This is a genomic window from Pseudomonas parafulva, from assembly GCF_000800255.1.
Taxonomy (GTDB): Bacteria; Pseudomonadota; Gammaproteobacteria; order Pseudomonadales; family Pseudomonadaceae; genus Aquipseudomonas; species Aquipseudomonas boreofloridensis.
In genome coordinates this window covers 4,942,682-4,959,080 of sequence record NZ_CP009747.1, presented here as the reverse complement: position 1 = coordinate 4,959,080, position 16,399 = coordinate 4,942,682, and the positions used below count along the sequence as shown (strand labels likewise).

The window sequence follows — 16,399 nt, the reverse complement described above, 5'->3', positions numbered from 1 at the left end:
CACGGATTTTTGTGGGAGCGGCCTTGTGCCGCGATGGGCTGCGCAGCAGCCCCAATGCCAGCAATACAGATCTCAAGGGAACAGCGTTAGCACTGCAGCCTTCTTCAAGCGCATCACTTCTTCGACTTCACTGCAGCCGGCGCCTTGCCGGCCTTCATGCGCTCGAGCAGCGGCGTGCACTGGTTAGGCTCACCACCGCTGGGTGCGATCAACGCCAGCAGCCCAGCCGCCGGCCCCACCGCAACGCCCAACGCCACCATGCCTGCCCCGCGCAAGGCCAGGGGCACCGCTTGCACGCCGGCACTGGGCTTGGCGAACGCGCCGCGCACGTACAACGGCGAGCGCAGCGAGAACAGGCGCAGGCCCTTGGATTCGGGGGTGACTTTCAAGTCCAGGCGTTCGGTGGCGAAGTTGGCGGTACCGTTGATGTAGATGATCGCGTTCTCGGTATCGAAGACGAACAGCCGGGTACTGGCCAAGCCATCCTTGATGCCGACGTCGGCCGCCGCGCAATTGATCTTCACGTCCTCGTCGCCGAACAGCTTGTCCACCACATAGTTGCCGACGTTGAGCCCGGCGATTTCCATCAGGCTGCGGCTGATCGCGCCATCGTTGATCAACAGCCGCAGGTCGCCATTGGAGGTGCCAAGCAGCGCCGCCACCGAGTTGCCGCGCCCGCTGATGTCAGCATCGCCATTGAGCTCGCCGAAACTGGTCTGCATGGGTGCGAAGGTGGGGAACAGCTCCTTGAGCTTGAAGCCGCGCGCGGTCAGGCGGGCGCGGCCCTGCATCGGCACCGAGCGGCCATCCAGACGGATGTTGGCATCAAGGTTGCCACCGGCCACGCCGAAGCGTAGCGGAGTCAGGCGCAGCAGACCGTCTTCCAGCACTACGTGGGCCGACAGGTCCTTGAACGGCAATTGCTCGCTATGGACGATGCGCTTGCCGGCGAAGGTGACGTCGGCGTCCATGGCGCGCCAGCGGTCGGTGCGAAATTCCTCGACCGGCAACACCTTGTCGCCGGGTTGCTTGCTGGCACCGCCGCGGGCTTTCTGTTCGGCGTTGGAATCGGCACCGATCAGCGGCGCCAGGTCCTTGAACAGCAACTGGTTGGAGACCAGCTTGCCGGACAGCTTGGGCCGTGGCTGGCTGGCAACGAAGGCCAGGTCGCCGTGGATGTCGCTGTCGCCGATCTTGCCGTTGAAGTCTTCGTAGCGGAAACGCGCGCCGCCGGCGTCGTGCAGGTTGGCGGTGAGGTGACCGTCGGTGGAATAGGCCGGGGTGTCGGGCAAGGTCACGCCCGTCAGGGGATAGAGGTTGCCCAGGCTGCTGCCGGAGAGTTTCAGGCGCAGGTCCAGGGCGCCGAGGTTGCGCGGGTCGGTCAGGGTGCCGGCGACGGCAGCGCGGGTATCGCCCACGCGCGCATCGACTTGCAGCGGGAACGGCTGGCGGCTGTCCTGCAGCGCCAACAGGCCACCGATCTTGCCGGTGGCGTTCACCGCCTGACCTTTGTAGCGACCTTGGGCCTTGAGGCCGAAGGCGTAGTCCTGCGCGCCGCCGGTCTCGTCGGCCTTGGCCTTGCCGACGATCTCGCTGAACGGAATCGGCTTGCCCAGTGGGTCGATCTGCACCTTCATCTGGGTCTTGAGGGTCTGGTCGTCGAAGCTGACATTGCCTTGGTCGAAACCGATGGCGCCGATGTCCAGCACCCACTTCGACGGTTCGGCGTTCTCGTCCTTGGGCCCGAAATCGAAGTTCCAGTTGGCACGGCCATCGGCCAGGCGGGTCAGGTCGGCCGTGGGATGGGTGAGGTCGATGCGCGGAATGGAAATCGTCTGAACCAGCAACGGCAAGGGCGAGAGGCGGAACTCGACCCGCTCCAGACCGACCATCTGCGGCGCCTTGAGCCAGTCCGGGTTGCCCAGCGTCAGGTCTTCGGCGACGAAACGCGGCCACGGCACCCAGGCGCGCCACCCGCCCTCGTCGCGCTCGCGCTGCCAGTGCACGGCCAGGTTGCCATTGATGGCGAAGGGACGGTGCAAGGCTTCAGAGACTTTTTCGTTGAGCAGCGGCTTGATGCGGTTCCAGTCGAAGGTGGCGATCACCACCACCAGTATCACCAGCAGGGCTAGGAGGCTGGCGAGGATCCAGGTGAAGATTCTGGTGGGGCGCGTCATTGCGGGGCTCTCCTGACTGCATGACCTGAAGCGGTGCGGCGCTTGGCGTTCATTAGCTGGGACTGACGAAAGCCGGCAGGGTTTTATCGATGACGGTCATGATAGCGAAGTTTTTCTGACCCACTGCCCAGTTCCAGGGACAGATGCACGCCACCCGCTACCTGATCGGCGCGCTGAACGACGCCCTGAAACACCGGCGATAGAGCCTCCCGCGACGAACATCATTGGCGTTGATTGTTACCATCGACCGTATGAACTTCTCTGCTGAGTTACCGAGCGTAGCATTGCCCTCGTACCCACTTTTCGCATCCCACGAGGAGCACTGAATCATGAAACGCCCACTGTTGCTGAGCCTTGGTCTTTCCCTTCTGGCCGCCAATGCCTTTGCCCTGCCGGCCGCCGAACAACACTTGAGCGGCGAAGCTCGCCCCACCTCGACGGTGATCGCGCAGCCCTTGACCCCCCTTGCAGAGGGCGGCTCGGATCGCTTGATCGAACGCAACGACCGCGTGGCCGAAGGCGGCTCGGATCGCTTGATCGAACGCAACGACCGCGTGGCCGAAGGTGGCTCGGATCGCTTGATCGAACGCAACGACCGCGTAGCCGAAGGTGGCTCGGATCGCTTGATCGAACGCAACGACCGCGTGGCCGAAGGTGGCTCGGATCGCTTGATCGACAGCCGCCGGGTGAGCTGATGCGGTTGGCTGCCGAAGCGACGCAGTCCCACGGCTTTGAGCCTACCCACGTTGTTCACGCCAGCATGCCGGGGTTGCCACGCAGCCCCGACTACCTTCTCTAGACGACATCCCAGGCCATTGACCGCTCTTCGTTTTATTCACTAGAGTGCCCTGCCGTACAGCCTCAGAATTCACCGCCCATGCTGCCGCGCGCCGAACAGAAGCAACAGACCCGCCTGGCCCTGCTCGATGCGGTCTGTCAGCTCATGGAAAGTGGTCGTGGCTTCAGCAGCATCAGCCTGCGCGAAGTGGCCAAGGCCGCCGGCATCGTGCCCACCGGTTTCTACCGACACTTTCCCGACATGGACGCCCTGGGCCTGGCCCTGGTGGCCGAAGTCGACGCCACCTTCCGCCACACGATCCGCCTGGTGCGGCACAACGAATTCGAACTGGGCGGTATCACCGACGCGTCGGTGCGCATCTTCCTCGACGTCGTCGCGGCGCATCACGCCCAGTTCCTGTTCCTGGCCCGCGAGCAGTACGGCGGCTCGCAGCCAGTACGCCAAGCCATCGCCCGCCTGCGCGAGGACATCAGCTCGGACCTGGCCACGGATCTGGCACGCATGAAACGCTGGCAGCACCTGGACAGCGCCGCCTTGACGGTGATGGCCGACCTGGTGGTCAAGACCGTGTTCGCGACCCTGCCCGAGCTGATCGACACCCCCGACCCGACTTGTCCGCAGTCGTTGACGCCCCAGGAAAAGATCACCCAGCAGTTGCGCTTCATCTTTGTCGGCGCACGCCACTGGCAAGGCCTGGGCAATCGGGGATAGGGCAAGCGGCAAGCGGCAAGCGGCAAGCGGCAAGCGGCAAGCCAGTGAGTGCACGGCTTTTTCTTGTCGCTCGCAACTTGCCGCTTGCCGCTAGCTGTTAACATGGCGACCTGCCCGATTGTCACGAGCGTTGCCATGTCCAAGTCCCTTCCTGAACCGTCCGAGCTGACCAACCGCCTGGCCCAGGTCCGTGAGCATTTCGACTCGCGCATCGTGCCGCTGTGGCAAGGGCCGGGCTGGAACGCTGACATGGCCCTGCCCTTCGAGGCGCTCGATGCCGAGCACCGTCCTCTGCCCGTGCAGCGCTATCGGGCCATGGCGTGCGCAAGGCAGTTGTACCTGTTCAGCAGCCGCATCGAGCAACCGGGGGCGGCCGAGCGTGCAGCGGCGTTGTTCCGCTCGCTGCAGCGGCACTTCCACGATGCCGAGCACGGTGGCTGGTTCTACAGCATCGCCGCCGACGGCACGCCGCTGGACCGGCGCAAAGACCTGTACACGCATGCCTTCATCGCCTTTGCCTGCGCGCATTACTGGGGGCAGGTGCGTGAGGGGCTGGTCGAGTCGACCCTCAACGCTGCCCTGGCGGTGATTGCAGAACGCTTCGCCCGCGACGATGGACTCTACGAGGCGGTGCTCGGTGAGGACTGGTCGGATCTCTCGAGTGGGCCGCTGCAGAATCCGCAAATGCACCTGGCCGAAGCCTTTCTTCAAACCCTGGCAGTGCGCGAGGACACGGCGGTCGAGCAGGCCCTGGTGCAGTTATGCACAGCCCTGCACCGTGACTTCATCGATCCGGCGCATGGCGTGATGATGGAGAAGCCGCTGGGCGCTGTGGATAACTGGTTCGAGCCCGGCCATCAGTTCGAATGGTTGTTCTTGCTCGATACCTCACCGCTACTGCGCGACAGTGCCTTGCACACGGCCATCGAACGCGCTTTCAGCTACGCCGAACAGCATGGCGTGCAAGGCAATGCGGTAGTGGCGATGCTCGACATCGACGGCCGCGTGCTCGACGCCACGCAGCGCATCTGGGCCAAGGCCGAGTACCTGCGCGCGCTGACGTTGCAGTCGAACGCCGAACCTCGCCTGGTGAAGCAATTGACCGCCCTGCAGGACGACTTCCTGTACCCGGCCGGTTGGCACGAGTGCCGCGACGCCAGCGGCGCGGTGAGCCGTCACGACATGCCCTCGACCACGCCCTATCACCTGGCTACCGCTTTGCACGGGCTGCTGCAGATCGTCTGAGCGGGGTGTGGGCGCCGTGCGGCGCCCTCTGACGGCTAGCCCTTGACGCTGCGGTCGATGGCGAAACCGGCCCAGTCCTGGCTCACCGGCATCAGTTCGAGGGTGTTGATGTTGACGTGGGCGGGCTGGTTGAGCACCCAGAAGACGGTCTCGGCAATGTCCTGCGGCTGGATCGGCTCGGCACCGGCATAGGTCGCGTCGTAACGCGCCTGATCGCCACCGAAGCGCACCAGCGAGAACTCGCTTTCGCACAGCCCCGGCTCGATGGTGGTGACCCGCACCCCGGTGCCGCGCAGGTCGCAACGCAGGCTCAGAGAGAACTGGCCGACGAACGCCTTGGTGCCGCCATACACATGGCTGCCCGGATACGGATAATTGCCGGCGACGGAGCCGACATTGAGGATGCTTGCGCCACGGCCATGGGCGATCAGGCGGGGCAGCAGCAGTCGGGTGGTGTACATCAGGCCTTTGATGTTGGTGTCGACCATGGTGTCCCAGTCATCCAGGTCGCACTGCGGCGCAGGGTCGGCGCCGAGGGCCAGACCGGCGTTGTTGACCAGGGCCTGAAGCGTGTCGAAGCTTGGCGGCAGGCTGGCGATCGCCGCCTCCATGGCCTGGCGATCGCGCACATCGACCACCAGCCCCAGCACCTCGGTCTTGGCCGACAGCTCGGCGCACAGGGCATCCAGGCGCTCCTTGCGCCGTCCGGTGAGCACCAGTTTCCAGCCGGCCTCGGCAAAGCGGCGGGCGGTGGCTTCGCCGAAACCGGAAGTAGCCCCGGTGATGAATACGGTGGACGTCATGCTGATCTCCTTTGCAGATGGGTCGTCACGGGAGTGGCAGCATGCCCTCAGCGTGGGCTGGCGACAAGCCACAGCGTCACTGGTCAAAATATGTTCAACAGCCTGCATGCCTTATGGCGCAAGGGCTGGCTCAGGCTATGCGCATGTTATCCACAGGGCTTTCCCCACGGATTGGGGGCAATTGTCGAGGTCACGCTCGCCTCTCGGTCCGCCTGAGCAGCCGCACGGCGCGCTGACACGGGGGGCAAGGCTCACACCACGCTGGATGCAGCTGTCTGTCCAGTGGTTGCCCACAGAGTTATCCACAGCCTGGGCGAATGGATTCCGAACGACTGACGACGGCCCGCAGCAGCACCGCTCTGTGAATAAGATCTAATTGGTCAAATAATGAACACTTGCCGCAAACCCTTTATCCATAGGGCGTCTAGCGAGGTGCCACCACGTTTTCCACAGGCAGATCAACATTAATCGTGGAAAAGATCCCACCCGCGTGACGCTGGGTATACGGGGCGCATTCAAGGCCCTCGAAAACGCACGTGCGACAAGTTGTCCACATCGATGCCCGCCCCACGCAGCAGGGCGGGATCGTGTTCAGTGGCCGCCCAGATACGCGCTGCGCACCTCGTCGTTTACCAACAACTCCTGCCCCGTACCAGTCATGCGAATTTGCCCGTTGACCATCACGTAGGCGCGATCCGACAACTTCAGCGCATGGTTGGCGTTCTGCTCCACCAGAAAGATGGTCATGCCGGTCTGCGCCAGCTCGCGCAGGGTCGAGAAAATCTGCTTGACCACGATCGGTGCCAGCCCCAGCGACGGCTCATCCAGCAGCAACAGCTTGGGCCGGCTCATCAGCGCCCGGGCGATGGCCAGCATCTGCTGCTCTCCACCGGACATGGTCATCGCCCGCTGGTTGCGCCGCTCCTTCAAACGCGGGAACAGGGCGTACATACGCTGCATGTCCTCGTCGGCGTGCTTGTCGCCGATGGGGATGGTCCCCATCATCAGGTTTTCCTCGACCGTCATGTCGGGAAACACCCGCCGCCCCTCCGGCGACTGGGCGATGCCATTGGAGGCGATGTAGTGCGACGACTTGCGGGTGATGTCGGTGCCGCGATAGAGAATTTGCCCGGCGCTGGCGCGCGGTTGACCGAAGATCGACATCAGCAGCGTGGACTTGCCCGCACCGTTGGCACCGATCAGGCTGACCGTCTCGCCCTCCTCGATGTGCATCGAGACCTGCTTCAACGCCTGGATCGGGCCGTAGAACACGTCCAGGTCCTTGAGTTCGAGAATGGGTGCACTCATACCAGTTCCTCTTCGTCGGCACCCAGGTAGGCGGCGATCACCATCGGGTTGTTGCGGATATCCTGCGGCGCACCTTCGGCGATGACGTTGCCGTGGTCGAGCACGACGATGTGGTCGGAAATGCTCATGACCATGCCCATGTCGTGCTCGATCAGCACCACGGTGATGTCGTGCTCGTCGCGCAGTACACGAATCATGCGGCTCAGGGCCTCGGTCTCCTGCGGGTTGAGGCCGGCAGCCGGCTCGTCCAGACAGATGATCTTGGGCCGTGTGCACATGGCGCGGGCGATTTCCAGACGGCGCTGCTGACCGTACGACAGCTCGCCGGCCAGGCGGTTGGCGCAATCGACCAGATCGACCACTTCGAGCCAGTAGAACGCATGGTCCAGGGCATCGCTTTCGGCCTGGCGGTAGGCCTTGGTGTTGAGCACGCCGGCCAGCAGGTTGCGGTTGACCCACATGTGCTGGGCCACCAACAGGTTTTCCACCACCGACATCTCTTTGAACAGGCGAATGTTCTGGAAGGTCCGCGCCAGGCCAGCACGGTTCACCAAGTGGGTGCCGCCGAACATCTTGTAGTACACGCGACTGGCGAAGCGCGGCAGGGAGAAGAAATCCGCCGCTTCGAAGCGCTCGCCCAGCAGCTCGATGACATTGGTGCGGGTACCGCGCGCGTGGAGCTCGATGCGTCCGCCACTGGCCTTGTAGAAGCCGGTCAGGCAGTTGAAGACGGTGGTCTTGCCGGCGCCGTTGGGGCCGATCAGGGCGAAGATCTGGTTACGGCGCACCTTGAGGCTCACATCGCTGAGCGCCTTGATGCCGCCGAACTGCATCATCAGGTTGTCCACCGAGAGAATGATGTCGTCGCTCATGGCGCCACTCCTTTACGCGGAACCACGCCGGTGCGGCTGATGCGGATCAGCCCGCGCGGTCGCCAGATCATCATCAGCACCATCAGCACGCCGAATAGCAGCACGCGGTATTCGGAGAAGCTGCGCAACAGCTCCGGCGCCACGGTCAGTACGAACGCGGCGATCACCACGCCCACGGTCGAGCCCATGCCGCCGAGCACGACGATGGCCAGGATCAGCGCCGACTCGAAGAAGGTGAACGAAGACGGATTGACGAAGCCCTGGTAGGTGGCGAAGAACACCCCGGCCAGGCCCGCGGTGGACGCCCCTAAGGTGAAGGCCGAGAGCTTGACCAGGACATGGTTCAGGCCCATCGAGCGGCAGGCGATCTCGTCCTCGCGCAGCGCCTCCCAGGCGCGCCCCACCGGCATGCGGGTCAGCCGGTGCTTGATGTACAGCACCGCCAGCACCACCAGGAACAGCACGATGTAGATGAACAGGAACTTGTAGTTGGCGTTGTATTCCAGGCCGAAGAACTCGTGGAACGGCACCCCGCCGTCCTTGGCCCGGCGGCCGAACTCCAGGCCGAAGAAGGTCGGCGACGGTGCCGGCATGCCATTCGGACCGCCAGTGAAGGACAGCCAGTTGTTCAGCACCAGACGGATGATCTCGCCGAAGCCCAGGGTCACGATGGCCAGGTAGTCGCCATGCATGCGCAACACCGGGAAACCGAGGATGCAGCCGGCCAGGGCGGCGGCGATGGCCGCCAGCGGCAGCACGCTCCAGAAGCCCAGCCCCAGGTACTGGTAGCCCAGCGCCAGGCCATAGGCACCGATGGCGTAGAACGCCACGTAGCCCAGGTCGAGCAACCCGGCCAGGCCGACCACGATGTTCAGGCCCAAGCCCAGCAGCACGTAGATCAGCCCGAGGATGACCACGGTCAGCAGGTACTTGTTGGCGAAGATCGGAAAGACGATGGCGATCACGATCAGCGCCGGAATGATGTAGCGCAGGCGCGATTTGTAGTTGGGCGCCAGCACGTGCACGCCGGAGCCGCCGTTGTCGAAGCCCTGCTGCAAGCGCTGGCCGGCGGCGCTCTGCAGGAACAGGCTGAGTAACAGGCGGCCGATCATCACGGTGCCGACCAACCAGGCCACGCGCCGAGGCTCGGCGTTGAAGCTGTAGCCGTCGAGGACCACGCCGACCACCGGGCCGAAGACGATGAGCGCCAGCAGGCCGGCGACGAGGGTTTCCACGAGGCTGCGCTTGATGTCGAAGCCGTTGCGGGTGGAGACAGGGGCAGTATGGGCAATGGACATGTTCACACCTTGGCCACGAGTGGGCGGCCCAACAGGCCTTGTGGACGGAAGATGAGGATCAGCACCAGCAGCGAGAAGCTGAACACATCCTTGTAGTCGGAGTTGATCAGCCCCGAGAACAGCGACTCGGAGATGCCCAGGATGATCCCGCCGAGCATGGCCCCCGGCAGCGAGCCGATGCCACCAAGCACCGCGGCGGTAAAGGCCTTGATGCCGATGATGAAGCCGGCGTAGAAGTCGAAGGTGCCGTAGTTCAAGGTGATCAGCACACCGGCCAACGCGGCCATGACCGCGCCGATGACGAACACATAGGAGATCACCCGGTCGGTGTTGATACCCAGGATCGAGGCCATCTTGCGGTCCTGCTGGGTGGCCCGGCACATGCGCCCGAGCTTGGTGTACTTGATGATGTAGGTGAGCAGGGCCATGCCCGCGAACGCAGCGACCAGGATGAACACTTTGGTGTAGGTGAGCTGGACGAAGCCACTGCCGATGTCGACGCGCCAGGCGCCTTCGAGCAGGGTCGGCACGCCTTGCTGGCGGGCGCCCTGGCTGATCTGCGCGTAGTTCTGCAGGATCAGCGAAATGCCGATGGCACTGATCAGCGGCGCCAGGCGGGTGGAGTTGCGCAGCGGCTTGTAGGCGATGCGCTCGATGGTGAAGCCATAGACACCGGTGACGACGATGGTGAACAACAGCGTGCCGAGCATGAGCAGCGGGAAGGACTCGATGCCGAAGTAGGCCAGCAATGCCAGGCTGATCGCCGCGAGGTACGCGGAGATCATGTACACCTCGCCGTGCGCGAAGTTGATCATGCCGATGATGCCATAGACCATTGTGTAGCCGATGGCGATCAGACCATAGACCGACCCGAGGGTCAGGCCGTTGATCAGTTGCTGCAGGAAAATCCCATCCATAACGCAATCTCACCTGTCGAGATTGCACGAGCGCCGACCACGGCGGGGGCAAGGGTGACACGACCCTCGCCGCGCAGGACTGTGCAGATCTACGGATAAAGTACGGACACCGCGCAGCCAGGCCCGGCGCCTTCAGGCGACCGGGCCGCGGCCGTTGTTATTGTTGTTTTTCGAGCTGGTGGTACTTGCCGTTGGCATCCCACTGGTAGACCACGTAGTCGGAGACGGTCAGGTCACCCTTGGCATCCCACTTCTTCTCGCCCATGACGGTCTTGACCGGGTTGGCCTTGAGCCACTTGGCAGCGTCTTCGCCTTTGTTCGACTTGGCGCCGTTGAAGGCCGCAGCCAGTGCCTGCAGCGAAGCGTAGGCGTAGAGGGTGTAGCCTTCAGGCTCGGTGCCGGCCTTGCGGAACTCCTCGACCACGGCCTTGCTGTCGGGCAGCAGGCGCGGGTCGGCGCCGAAGGTCATGTACACGCCGTTGGTGTACTGGGCGCCGCCGGCGGTGGAGACCAGCTCGTCGGTGACGATGCCGTCGTCGGACATGAACGCCACGTCCTTCAGGCCCTGCTCGCGCAGTTGGCGCACCAGAGGGCCGGCTTCCGGGTGCAGGCCGCCGAAATACACCACATCGGCACCGGCCGCGCGAATCTTGGTCACCACGGCGCTGAAGTCCTTCTCGCCACGGGTCAGGCCCTCGTAGAGCACCGGCTTGATGCCGCGCTTCTCCAGTTGCGCCTTGGTCGCGTCCGCCAGGCCCTGGCCATAGGTGTCCTTGTCGTGCAGCACGGCGACCTTCTTGCCCTTGAGCACATCGACGATGTAGTTGCCGGCGACGATGCCCTGCTGGTCGTCACGACCGCACATGCGGAACATCGCCGACAGGCCACGCTCGGTAACCTGCGGGTTGGTCGAACCTGGCGTGATGGCGATCACCCCGGCTTCGTCGTACACCTCGGAGGCAGGAATGGTATTGGAGGAGCAGAAGTGTCCGACCACACCGATCACCTTGTCCTGATCGACCAGACGGTTGGCTACGGCCACGGCCTGCTTCGGCTCGCAGGCATCGTCGCCCTTGACCAGCACGATCTGCTCCCCATTGATGCCGCCGGCCTTGTTGATCACATCGGCCGCCGCTTGCGCACCTTTCATGTATTGCTCGCCAAACGCTGCGTTGGCCCCGGTCATCGGGCCCGCCACGCCGATCTTCACGTCGGCTTGTGCATACGAAGAAACACCCAGTGCCGTTGCCACGGCCAGTGCCAGGAAACCTTTCTTGTAAAACGTCTGCGACATGAGGTGGTGCTCCTAGAGTTTTTTTAGTTGGCACTACAACTTCATCAACACGATGCTCCGAGCAAGGGCCGTGCCATCGGTTTTATCTGACGGAACAGGATATGCCTCAGACAACGCCCCTCGCCCTGTAGGACGTTTCTTTATTGACCGTGCAACCGTCTAGCTCCGGCGAAGCGCCACCTCCTTCGCCAGCCAGGTGCAACCCACGGGTGCCATCATTGCAACCAACACAGGCATCAACGTGCAACCTGCGTGTAACGGTGCGACGTCACCGAAGTGCACACCGCTGGTGCACGAGTGCTACAGACAGGCACCGTTTCAAGGCTGTGACCCAACCCGCAACCTCTGCTTCCATTCCCGCGCAGTCGCTGAACCCTGGCACAATGAGCGCCAATCGCCGCCCTGGAGCCATTCAATGAGCGAGAGCGCATTCGCTGAGCGCATCGTGCACAACCTGCTCGACACCGATTTCTACAAGCTCACCATGATGCAGGCCGTGTTGCACAACTATCCGGACGCCGACGTGGAATGGGAATTCCGCTGCCGCAACGGCGAGGACCTGCGGCCTTACTTGAGCGAAATCCGCCAGCAGATCGAACAGCTGGCCGACCTGACCCTCGATGACGGCCAGATGCAGTTCCTGGAACGCATCAGCTTTCTCAAGCCCGACTTCCTGCGCTTCCTGCGCCTGTTCCGCTTCAACCTGCGCTACCTGCACCTGGGCATCGAGCATGACCAATTGTTCCTGCGCCTGCGCGGCCCCTGGCTGCATGTGATCCTGTTCGAAGTGCCGCTGCTGGCGATCATCAGCGAGATGCGCAACCGTCACCTGCACCCGCAAATGCCACTGAGTGCGGCGAGCGAGCAGTTGCAGCGCAAGTTCGACTGGCTGCGTAGCAATGCCAGCGAGGAGGAATTGAGCCAGTTGCAGGTCGCCGACTTCGGCACCCGTCGGCGCTTCTCCAGCCGCGTGCAGGAGCAGGTGGTGCGCATGATGCGCGACGACTTCCCAGGACGCTTCGTCGGCACCAGCAACGTCGATCTGGCCTGGAAGCTGGACATCAAGCCGCTGGGCACCATGGCCCATGAGTGGATCATGGCCCACCAGCAGCTCGGTCCACGGCTGATCGACAGCCAGATCGCCGCGCTGGACTGCTGGGTTCGCGAGTATCGCGGACTGCTGGGCATCGCCCTGACCGATTGCATCACCATGGATGCGTTTCTCGGTGACTTCGACCTGTATTTCGCCAAGCTCTTCGACGGCCTGCGCCACGATTCCGGCGAGCCGGTGGCCTGGGCGGAAAAAGCCATCGCCCACTATCGCAAGCTGGGCATCGATCCGATGACCAAGACCCTGGTGTTCTCCGACGGCCTGGACCTGCCCCGCGCCCTGGGCATCTTCCGCGCCCTGCGCGGTCGGATCAACGTCAGCTTCGGCATCGGCACCAACCTGACCTGCGACATACCGGGCGTGGCGCCGATGAGCATCGTGCTTAAAATGACCGACTGCAACGGCTCGCCGGTGGCGAAGATCTCCGACGAGGCGGCCAAGACCCAATGCCGCGACGACAATTTCGTCGCTTACCTGCGTCACGTATTCAAAGTCCCCAGCAAGGAGTAACCCATGCAAGCCGTCCAGCAGGAAATTGCCCAGGCGCTCAAGGTGCAGCCGCCTTTCGCCGACGCCGCCGCGCTCGAGCAGGAAGTGGCCCGGCGCGTGGCCTTCATCAAGGACTGCCTGGCCAACGCCCGGCTCAAGACACTGGTGCTGGGCATCAGCGGCGGCGTCGATTCGCTGACCGCCGCCCTGCTCGCCCAGCGCGCCATCACCGAGCTGCGCAGTGAAACCGGTGACAAGGCCTACACCTTCATCGCCGTGCGCCTGCCCTACCAGGTGCAGCATGACGAACACGACGCCCAGGCTTGCCTTGCGGTGATCAAGCCCGACGAAGTGCATACCGTCGATATCGCCCCGGCGGTGAAGGCCCTGGCCGCCGAAGTGGAAGAACTGAAGCACGGCTCGCCCACCCTGGTGGACTTCGTGGTCGGCAACGTCAAGGCGCGCACCCGCATGGTCGCCCAGTACACCCTTGCCGGTGCTCGCGCGGGCCTGGTGATCGGTACTGACCACGCGGCCGAAGCGGTGATGGGCTTCTTCACCAAGTTCGGCGATGGCGCCTGCGACCTCACCCCGCTGGCGGGACTCGTGAAAAACCAGGTGCGGGCGATCGCTCGCCACTTTGGCGCGCCGGAGTCGCTGGTGGAGAAGGTGCCGACGGCTGACCTCGAAGACCTGGAGCCGGGCAAGCCCGACGAAGCGGCCCACGGCGTCACCTATCAAGAGATCGATGCCTTCCTGCAGGGCCAGCCGGTGCGTCAGGAGGCGTTCGACATCATCGTCGCCACCTACCGTAAGACCCAGCACAAGCGCGAGCAGCCCTACGCCCCCTGAGGCGCGCGACTGGCCAGCCTGTTCGTGGCGCTTGCCGTGAGCCGACTGGCCACTCAGTAGGTCCAGGTCACCGTCAGGGTGGCATTGCGCGGATCGCCGTAGAAGTTGTTGCCACCGCGGTGTCGATTGGACACCGGGATGTAGTAGGCCTTGTCGGTGAGGTTGTTGCCCACCAGGCTGACGGTGGTGTGCGAATCCAGCCGGTACGCCAGGTTGGCGCTGAACAGGGTGTAGCCACCCTGGTACATGTTGCGACTGGTATCGGTGCTGCTCTGGCTGCTCAGGCCGCCGCCGATGCTCCAGCGATCACCGCCTGTGGCCAGGCGGTAGTCGGTGTACAGGCGCAGCAGGTGTTTGGGGAACCATTGTGCATAGGGATCACCGGCTTTGATGCTGGTCGATGCATCGTCCAGGTACTCGCTGCGGCTGAAGGTATAGCCCGCATACACCTGCCAACGCTCGCTCAAGGCACCGGAAGCCTCCAGCTCCACGCCTTGGCTGCGCACCCTGCCCGCCGCTTCGTTGCAGTTGTCCACACACGCTGGATTGCCGTTGTCTATGCCGCGATTCTCTTGAAGGATGCGATACAGCGCAGCCGACACATTCAGCCCGCCCTCGAAGTAGCTGCCCTTGAGGCCGGTCTCATAGTTGCTGCCGACGATGGGCTTGAGCGGTGAGTTGGACTCGTCCACCAGGTTCTGCGGCTTGAAGATGCTGGTGTAGCTGGCGTACCAGGACAGGTGTTCGTCCAAGTCCCAGATCAGGCCGCCATAAGGCGTGAGCTGGCCGTCTTCGCGGTACGGCGAGCGCGTTTCGCGGCCGGTGGCCAGACTCTTGGAGCGGAAGTTGAAGTAGAACCCGCTGTAACGGCTGCCCAAGATCAGCTTGAGGTCGTCACTCAGGTTCAACCGCGTGGCGACATAAGCGCCGCGTTGATAGTTGTCGTAGCGATAGCGACTGCGGTACGGCACGTGCGGTTTGGCCAGGCTGGAGGGGTCGAAGCGGTACACATCCACCCGCGCGGTGTTGGCCAGAATGCCGACGCGATTGTCGTAATGCTCCAATTGATAGTCCCCGCCCAGCACCACCTCGTGACTGCGGCCGAGCAGGTCGAAACGGCCGGCCAGGTTCAGATTGCCAGCGTATTGGTCGCCAGCGTTGTCGCGGTGAATGACGTTGTTCAGCCGCGCCAGACCGTCGCGGCCAACCCCGGCCACGCCATTGCCGAAGACGCCGATGAACTGGCCATCGCCCTGGGTCGCGGTGTAGTTGAGCGACGCACTGAGGGTCCAGTCAGGGTCGAAGTGATGCTCCAGTTCGGCGAAGGTGTTGTGCTTCTCGTAGGTCATGCTGTTCCAACTCGCACCGAGAAAGGTCGAGCGCGACAGCGGCAGGCTGCTGTAGTCGGTGGCCATCGGCACGCCATAGAGGTTGGGCACGATGTGCGACTTCTGCCAGGTGTAGCCGGTGGTGAGGGTGGTGTCAGGGGTGAAATCGTAGGCCAGGGTGCCGAACAGCAATTGCCGATCGGTGCCGACGTGGTCGATGAACGAGTTGCCGTCCTGATACACCGTCACCACCCGGCCACGCAGGTTGCCTTGTGCATCGAGCGGACCGGACACATCGATTTCGTTGCGGTAACGGTCCCATGAGCCGGCACTGAGGCGGGTCGAGGCCTGGAAGTCGTGGGTAGGCGCCTTGCGCACGAGGTTGACCGTGCCGCCCGGCTCACCGGTGCCCTGGGTCAGGCCGGAAGCACCGCGCAGCACCTCGACCCGGTCATAGATGGCCAGGTCCGGGGAATCGCTGGAGGCTTCGGCCGAGCCCATGCCCGGCACGCTGCCCTGAAACGACGAACTGGCGCCATTCTCCTGCACGTTGTCCATGGCGAAGCCGCGGGAGTAGAAGCGCACCTGGTCGGCGCTCTCATACATCACATTGACGCCGGCCACCTGCTGCAACGCGTCTTCCAGGCGGGTCATGCCCTGATCGTCCATGCGCGTGCGGGTGACCACGCTCACCGACTGCGGCGTCTCGCGAATCGACAGCGGCAGACGGGTGGCCACGCCCAGGCTGCCAGTGGTGTAGGAACCGCTGTGCTCGGTGGTGCTACCCAGGGTCAGGCGCGAATCCTGGACCTGAGTGTCCTCCAAGGTGGTGGCGGCGCGGCGCTGCACACTGAAGTCGCTGCCGTGGCCGATCAGTTCAAGGCCGGTGCCGCGCAGCAGCGTGGAGAATCCGTCGATGACCCCGTAGCGCCCGTGCAAGCCCGGACTGTTCAGGCCCTCGGTGAGACGCGTGTCGTAGAGCAAGGTGACGCCCTGGGCTGCGGCGAAGCTCGACAGCACCCGGTCGAGCGAGGACGCGGCGATCTCCATCTGCCGCGCGGTATCCTGCTCGCGGGTCACCGAGGTAGCGCGGGCCATCTCGAAGGGCAAGCACAGCATCAGGCAGGCCAGCAGGCTGCGCCGCAGGGGGGACATGTGGGCAGGAAAAGGTTTGAAGGGGGTGTTCACCGCAAGT

At 63.8% G+C, this 16,399-nt stretch carries 13 protein-coding genes; 5 read left to right on the top strand and 8 right to left on the bottom strand.

The genetic code is table 11. The features are described 5' to 3' along the window. Positions 1–113 precede the first annotated feature (113 nt). Complete coding sequence (locus tag NJ69_RS21585) at positions 114–2,177, bottom strand: AsmA family protein (RefSeq protein WP_039582898.1); 2,064 nt, start codon at positions 2,175–2,177, stop codon at positions 114–116. A gap of 329 nt (positions 2,178–2,506) precedes the next feature. Here NJ69_RS21585 and NJ69_RS21580 point away from each other — a divergent pair, with 329 nt between their 5' ends. From NJ69_RS21580 to NJ69_RS21570, 3 genes are all read left to right on the top strand, one after another. Further along, positions 2,507–2,872, top strand: a complete 366-nt coding sequence (locus NJ69_RS21580; RefSeq protein ID WP_039582897.1) for a hypothetical protein — start codon at positions 2,507–2,509, stop codon at positions 2,870–2,872. A gap of 182 nt (positions 2,873–3,054) precedes the next feature. Continuing rightward, entirely contained in the window at positions 3,055–3,687 is a 633-nt protein-coding gene (locus NJ69_RS21575) for a TetR family transcriptional regulator (RefSeq protein WP_029612748.1), read from the top strand. Positions 3,688–3,822: 135 nt separating this feature from the next. Beyond that, on the top strand, positions 3,823–4,932 hold the full coding sequence (locus NJ69_RS21570) for an AGE family epimerase/isomerase (protein WP_052192188.1): 1,110 nt from the start codon (positions 3,823–3,825) through the stop codon (positions 4,930–4,932). Positions 4,933–4,967: 35 nt separating this feature from the next. On the opposite strand, the gene NJ69_RS21565 is transcribed toward NJ69_RS21570, so the two are convergent. From NJ69_RS21565 to NJ69_RS21540, 6 genes are all read right to left on the bottom strand, one after another. Continuing rightward, entirely contained in the window at positions 4,968–5,735 is a 768-nt protein-coding gene (locus NJ69_RS21565; RefSeq protein WP_080754788.1) for an SDR family oxidoreductase, read from the bottom strand. Between the two features lie 591 nt (positions 5,736–6,326). Further along, complete coding sequence (locus tag NJ69_RS21560) at positions 6,327–7,043, bottom strand: ABC transporter ATP-binding protein (protein ID WP_039582895.1); 717 nt, start codon at positions 7,041–7,043, stop codon at positions 6,327–6,329. Further along, on the bottom strand, positions 7,040–7,915 hold the full coding sequence (locus NJ69_RS21555) for an ATP-binding cassette domain-containing protein (protein ID WP_039582892.1): 876 nt from the start codon (positions 7,913–7,915) through the stop codon (positions 7,040–7,042). Before NJ69_RS21555 ends, NJ69_RS21560 begins: the two co-directional genes overlap by 4 nt. Further along, positions 7,912–9,213 carry a high-affinity branched-chain amino acid ABC transporter permease LivM gene (gene livM, locus NJ69_RS21550; protein WP_039582891.1) on the bottom strand — a complete coding sequence of 434 codons (1,302 nt, stop codon included), beginning with the start codon at positions 9,211–9,213 and terminating at the stop codon, positions 7,912–7,914. Before livM ends, NJ69_RS21555 begins: the two co-directional genes overlap by 4 nt. 2 nt (positions 9,214–9,215) lie before the next feature. Beyond that, positions 9,216–10,130, bottom strand: coding sequence for an ABC transporter permease subunit (locus NJ69_RS21545; protein ID WP_029612753.1), 915 nt, complete (start codon positions 10,128–10,130; stop codon positions 9,216–9,218). Positions 10,131–10,287: 157 nt separating this feature from the next. Further along, a complete protein-coding gene (locus tag NJ69_RS21540; RefSeq protein WP_039582890.1) occupies positions 10,288–11,424 on the bottom strand; it encodes a branched-chain amino acid ABC transporter substrate-binding protein in 1,137 nt (378 codons plus the stop codon). Between the two features lie 415 nt (positions 11,425–11,839). On the opposite strand from NJ69_RS21540, the gene pncB reads away from it, so the two are divergent. Together pncB and nadE are read left to right on the top strand one after the other, a co-directional pair. Further along, positions 11,840–13,045, top strand: a complete 1,206-nt coding sequence (pncB, locus tag NJ69_RS21535; protein WP_039582888.1) for a nicotinate phosphoribosyltransferase — start codon at positions 11,840–11,842, stop codon at positions 13,043–13,045. Positions 13,046–13,048: 3 nt separating this feature from the next. Next, the gene (gene nadE, locus NJ69_RS21530; protein WP_029612756.1) at positions 13,049–13,876 is read left to right on the top strand and encodes an ammonia-dependent NAD(+) synthetase; all 828 of its coding nucleotides are present in this window, start codon (positions 13,049–13,051) and stop codon (positions 13,874–13,876) included. Between the two features lie 53 nt (positions 13,877–13,929). On the opposite strand, the gene NJ69_RS21525 is transcribed toward nadE, so the two are convergent. Continuing rightward, complete coding sequence (locus NJ69_RS21525; protein ID WP_052192186.1) at positions 13,930–16,392, bottom strand: TonB-dependent siderophore receptor; 2,463 nt, start codon at positions 16,390–16,392, stop codon at positions 13,930–13,932. Positions 16,393–16,399: the final 7 nt, after the last annotated feature.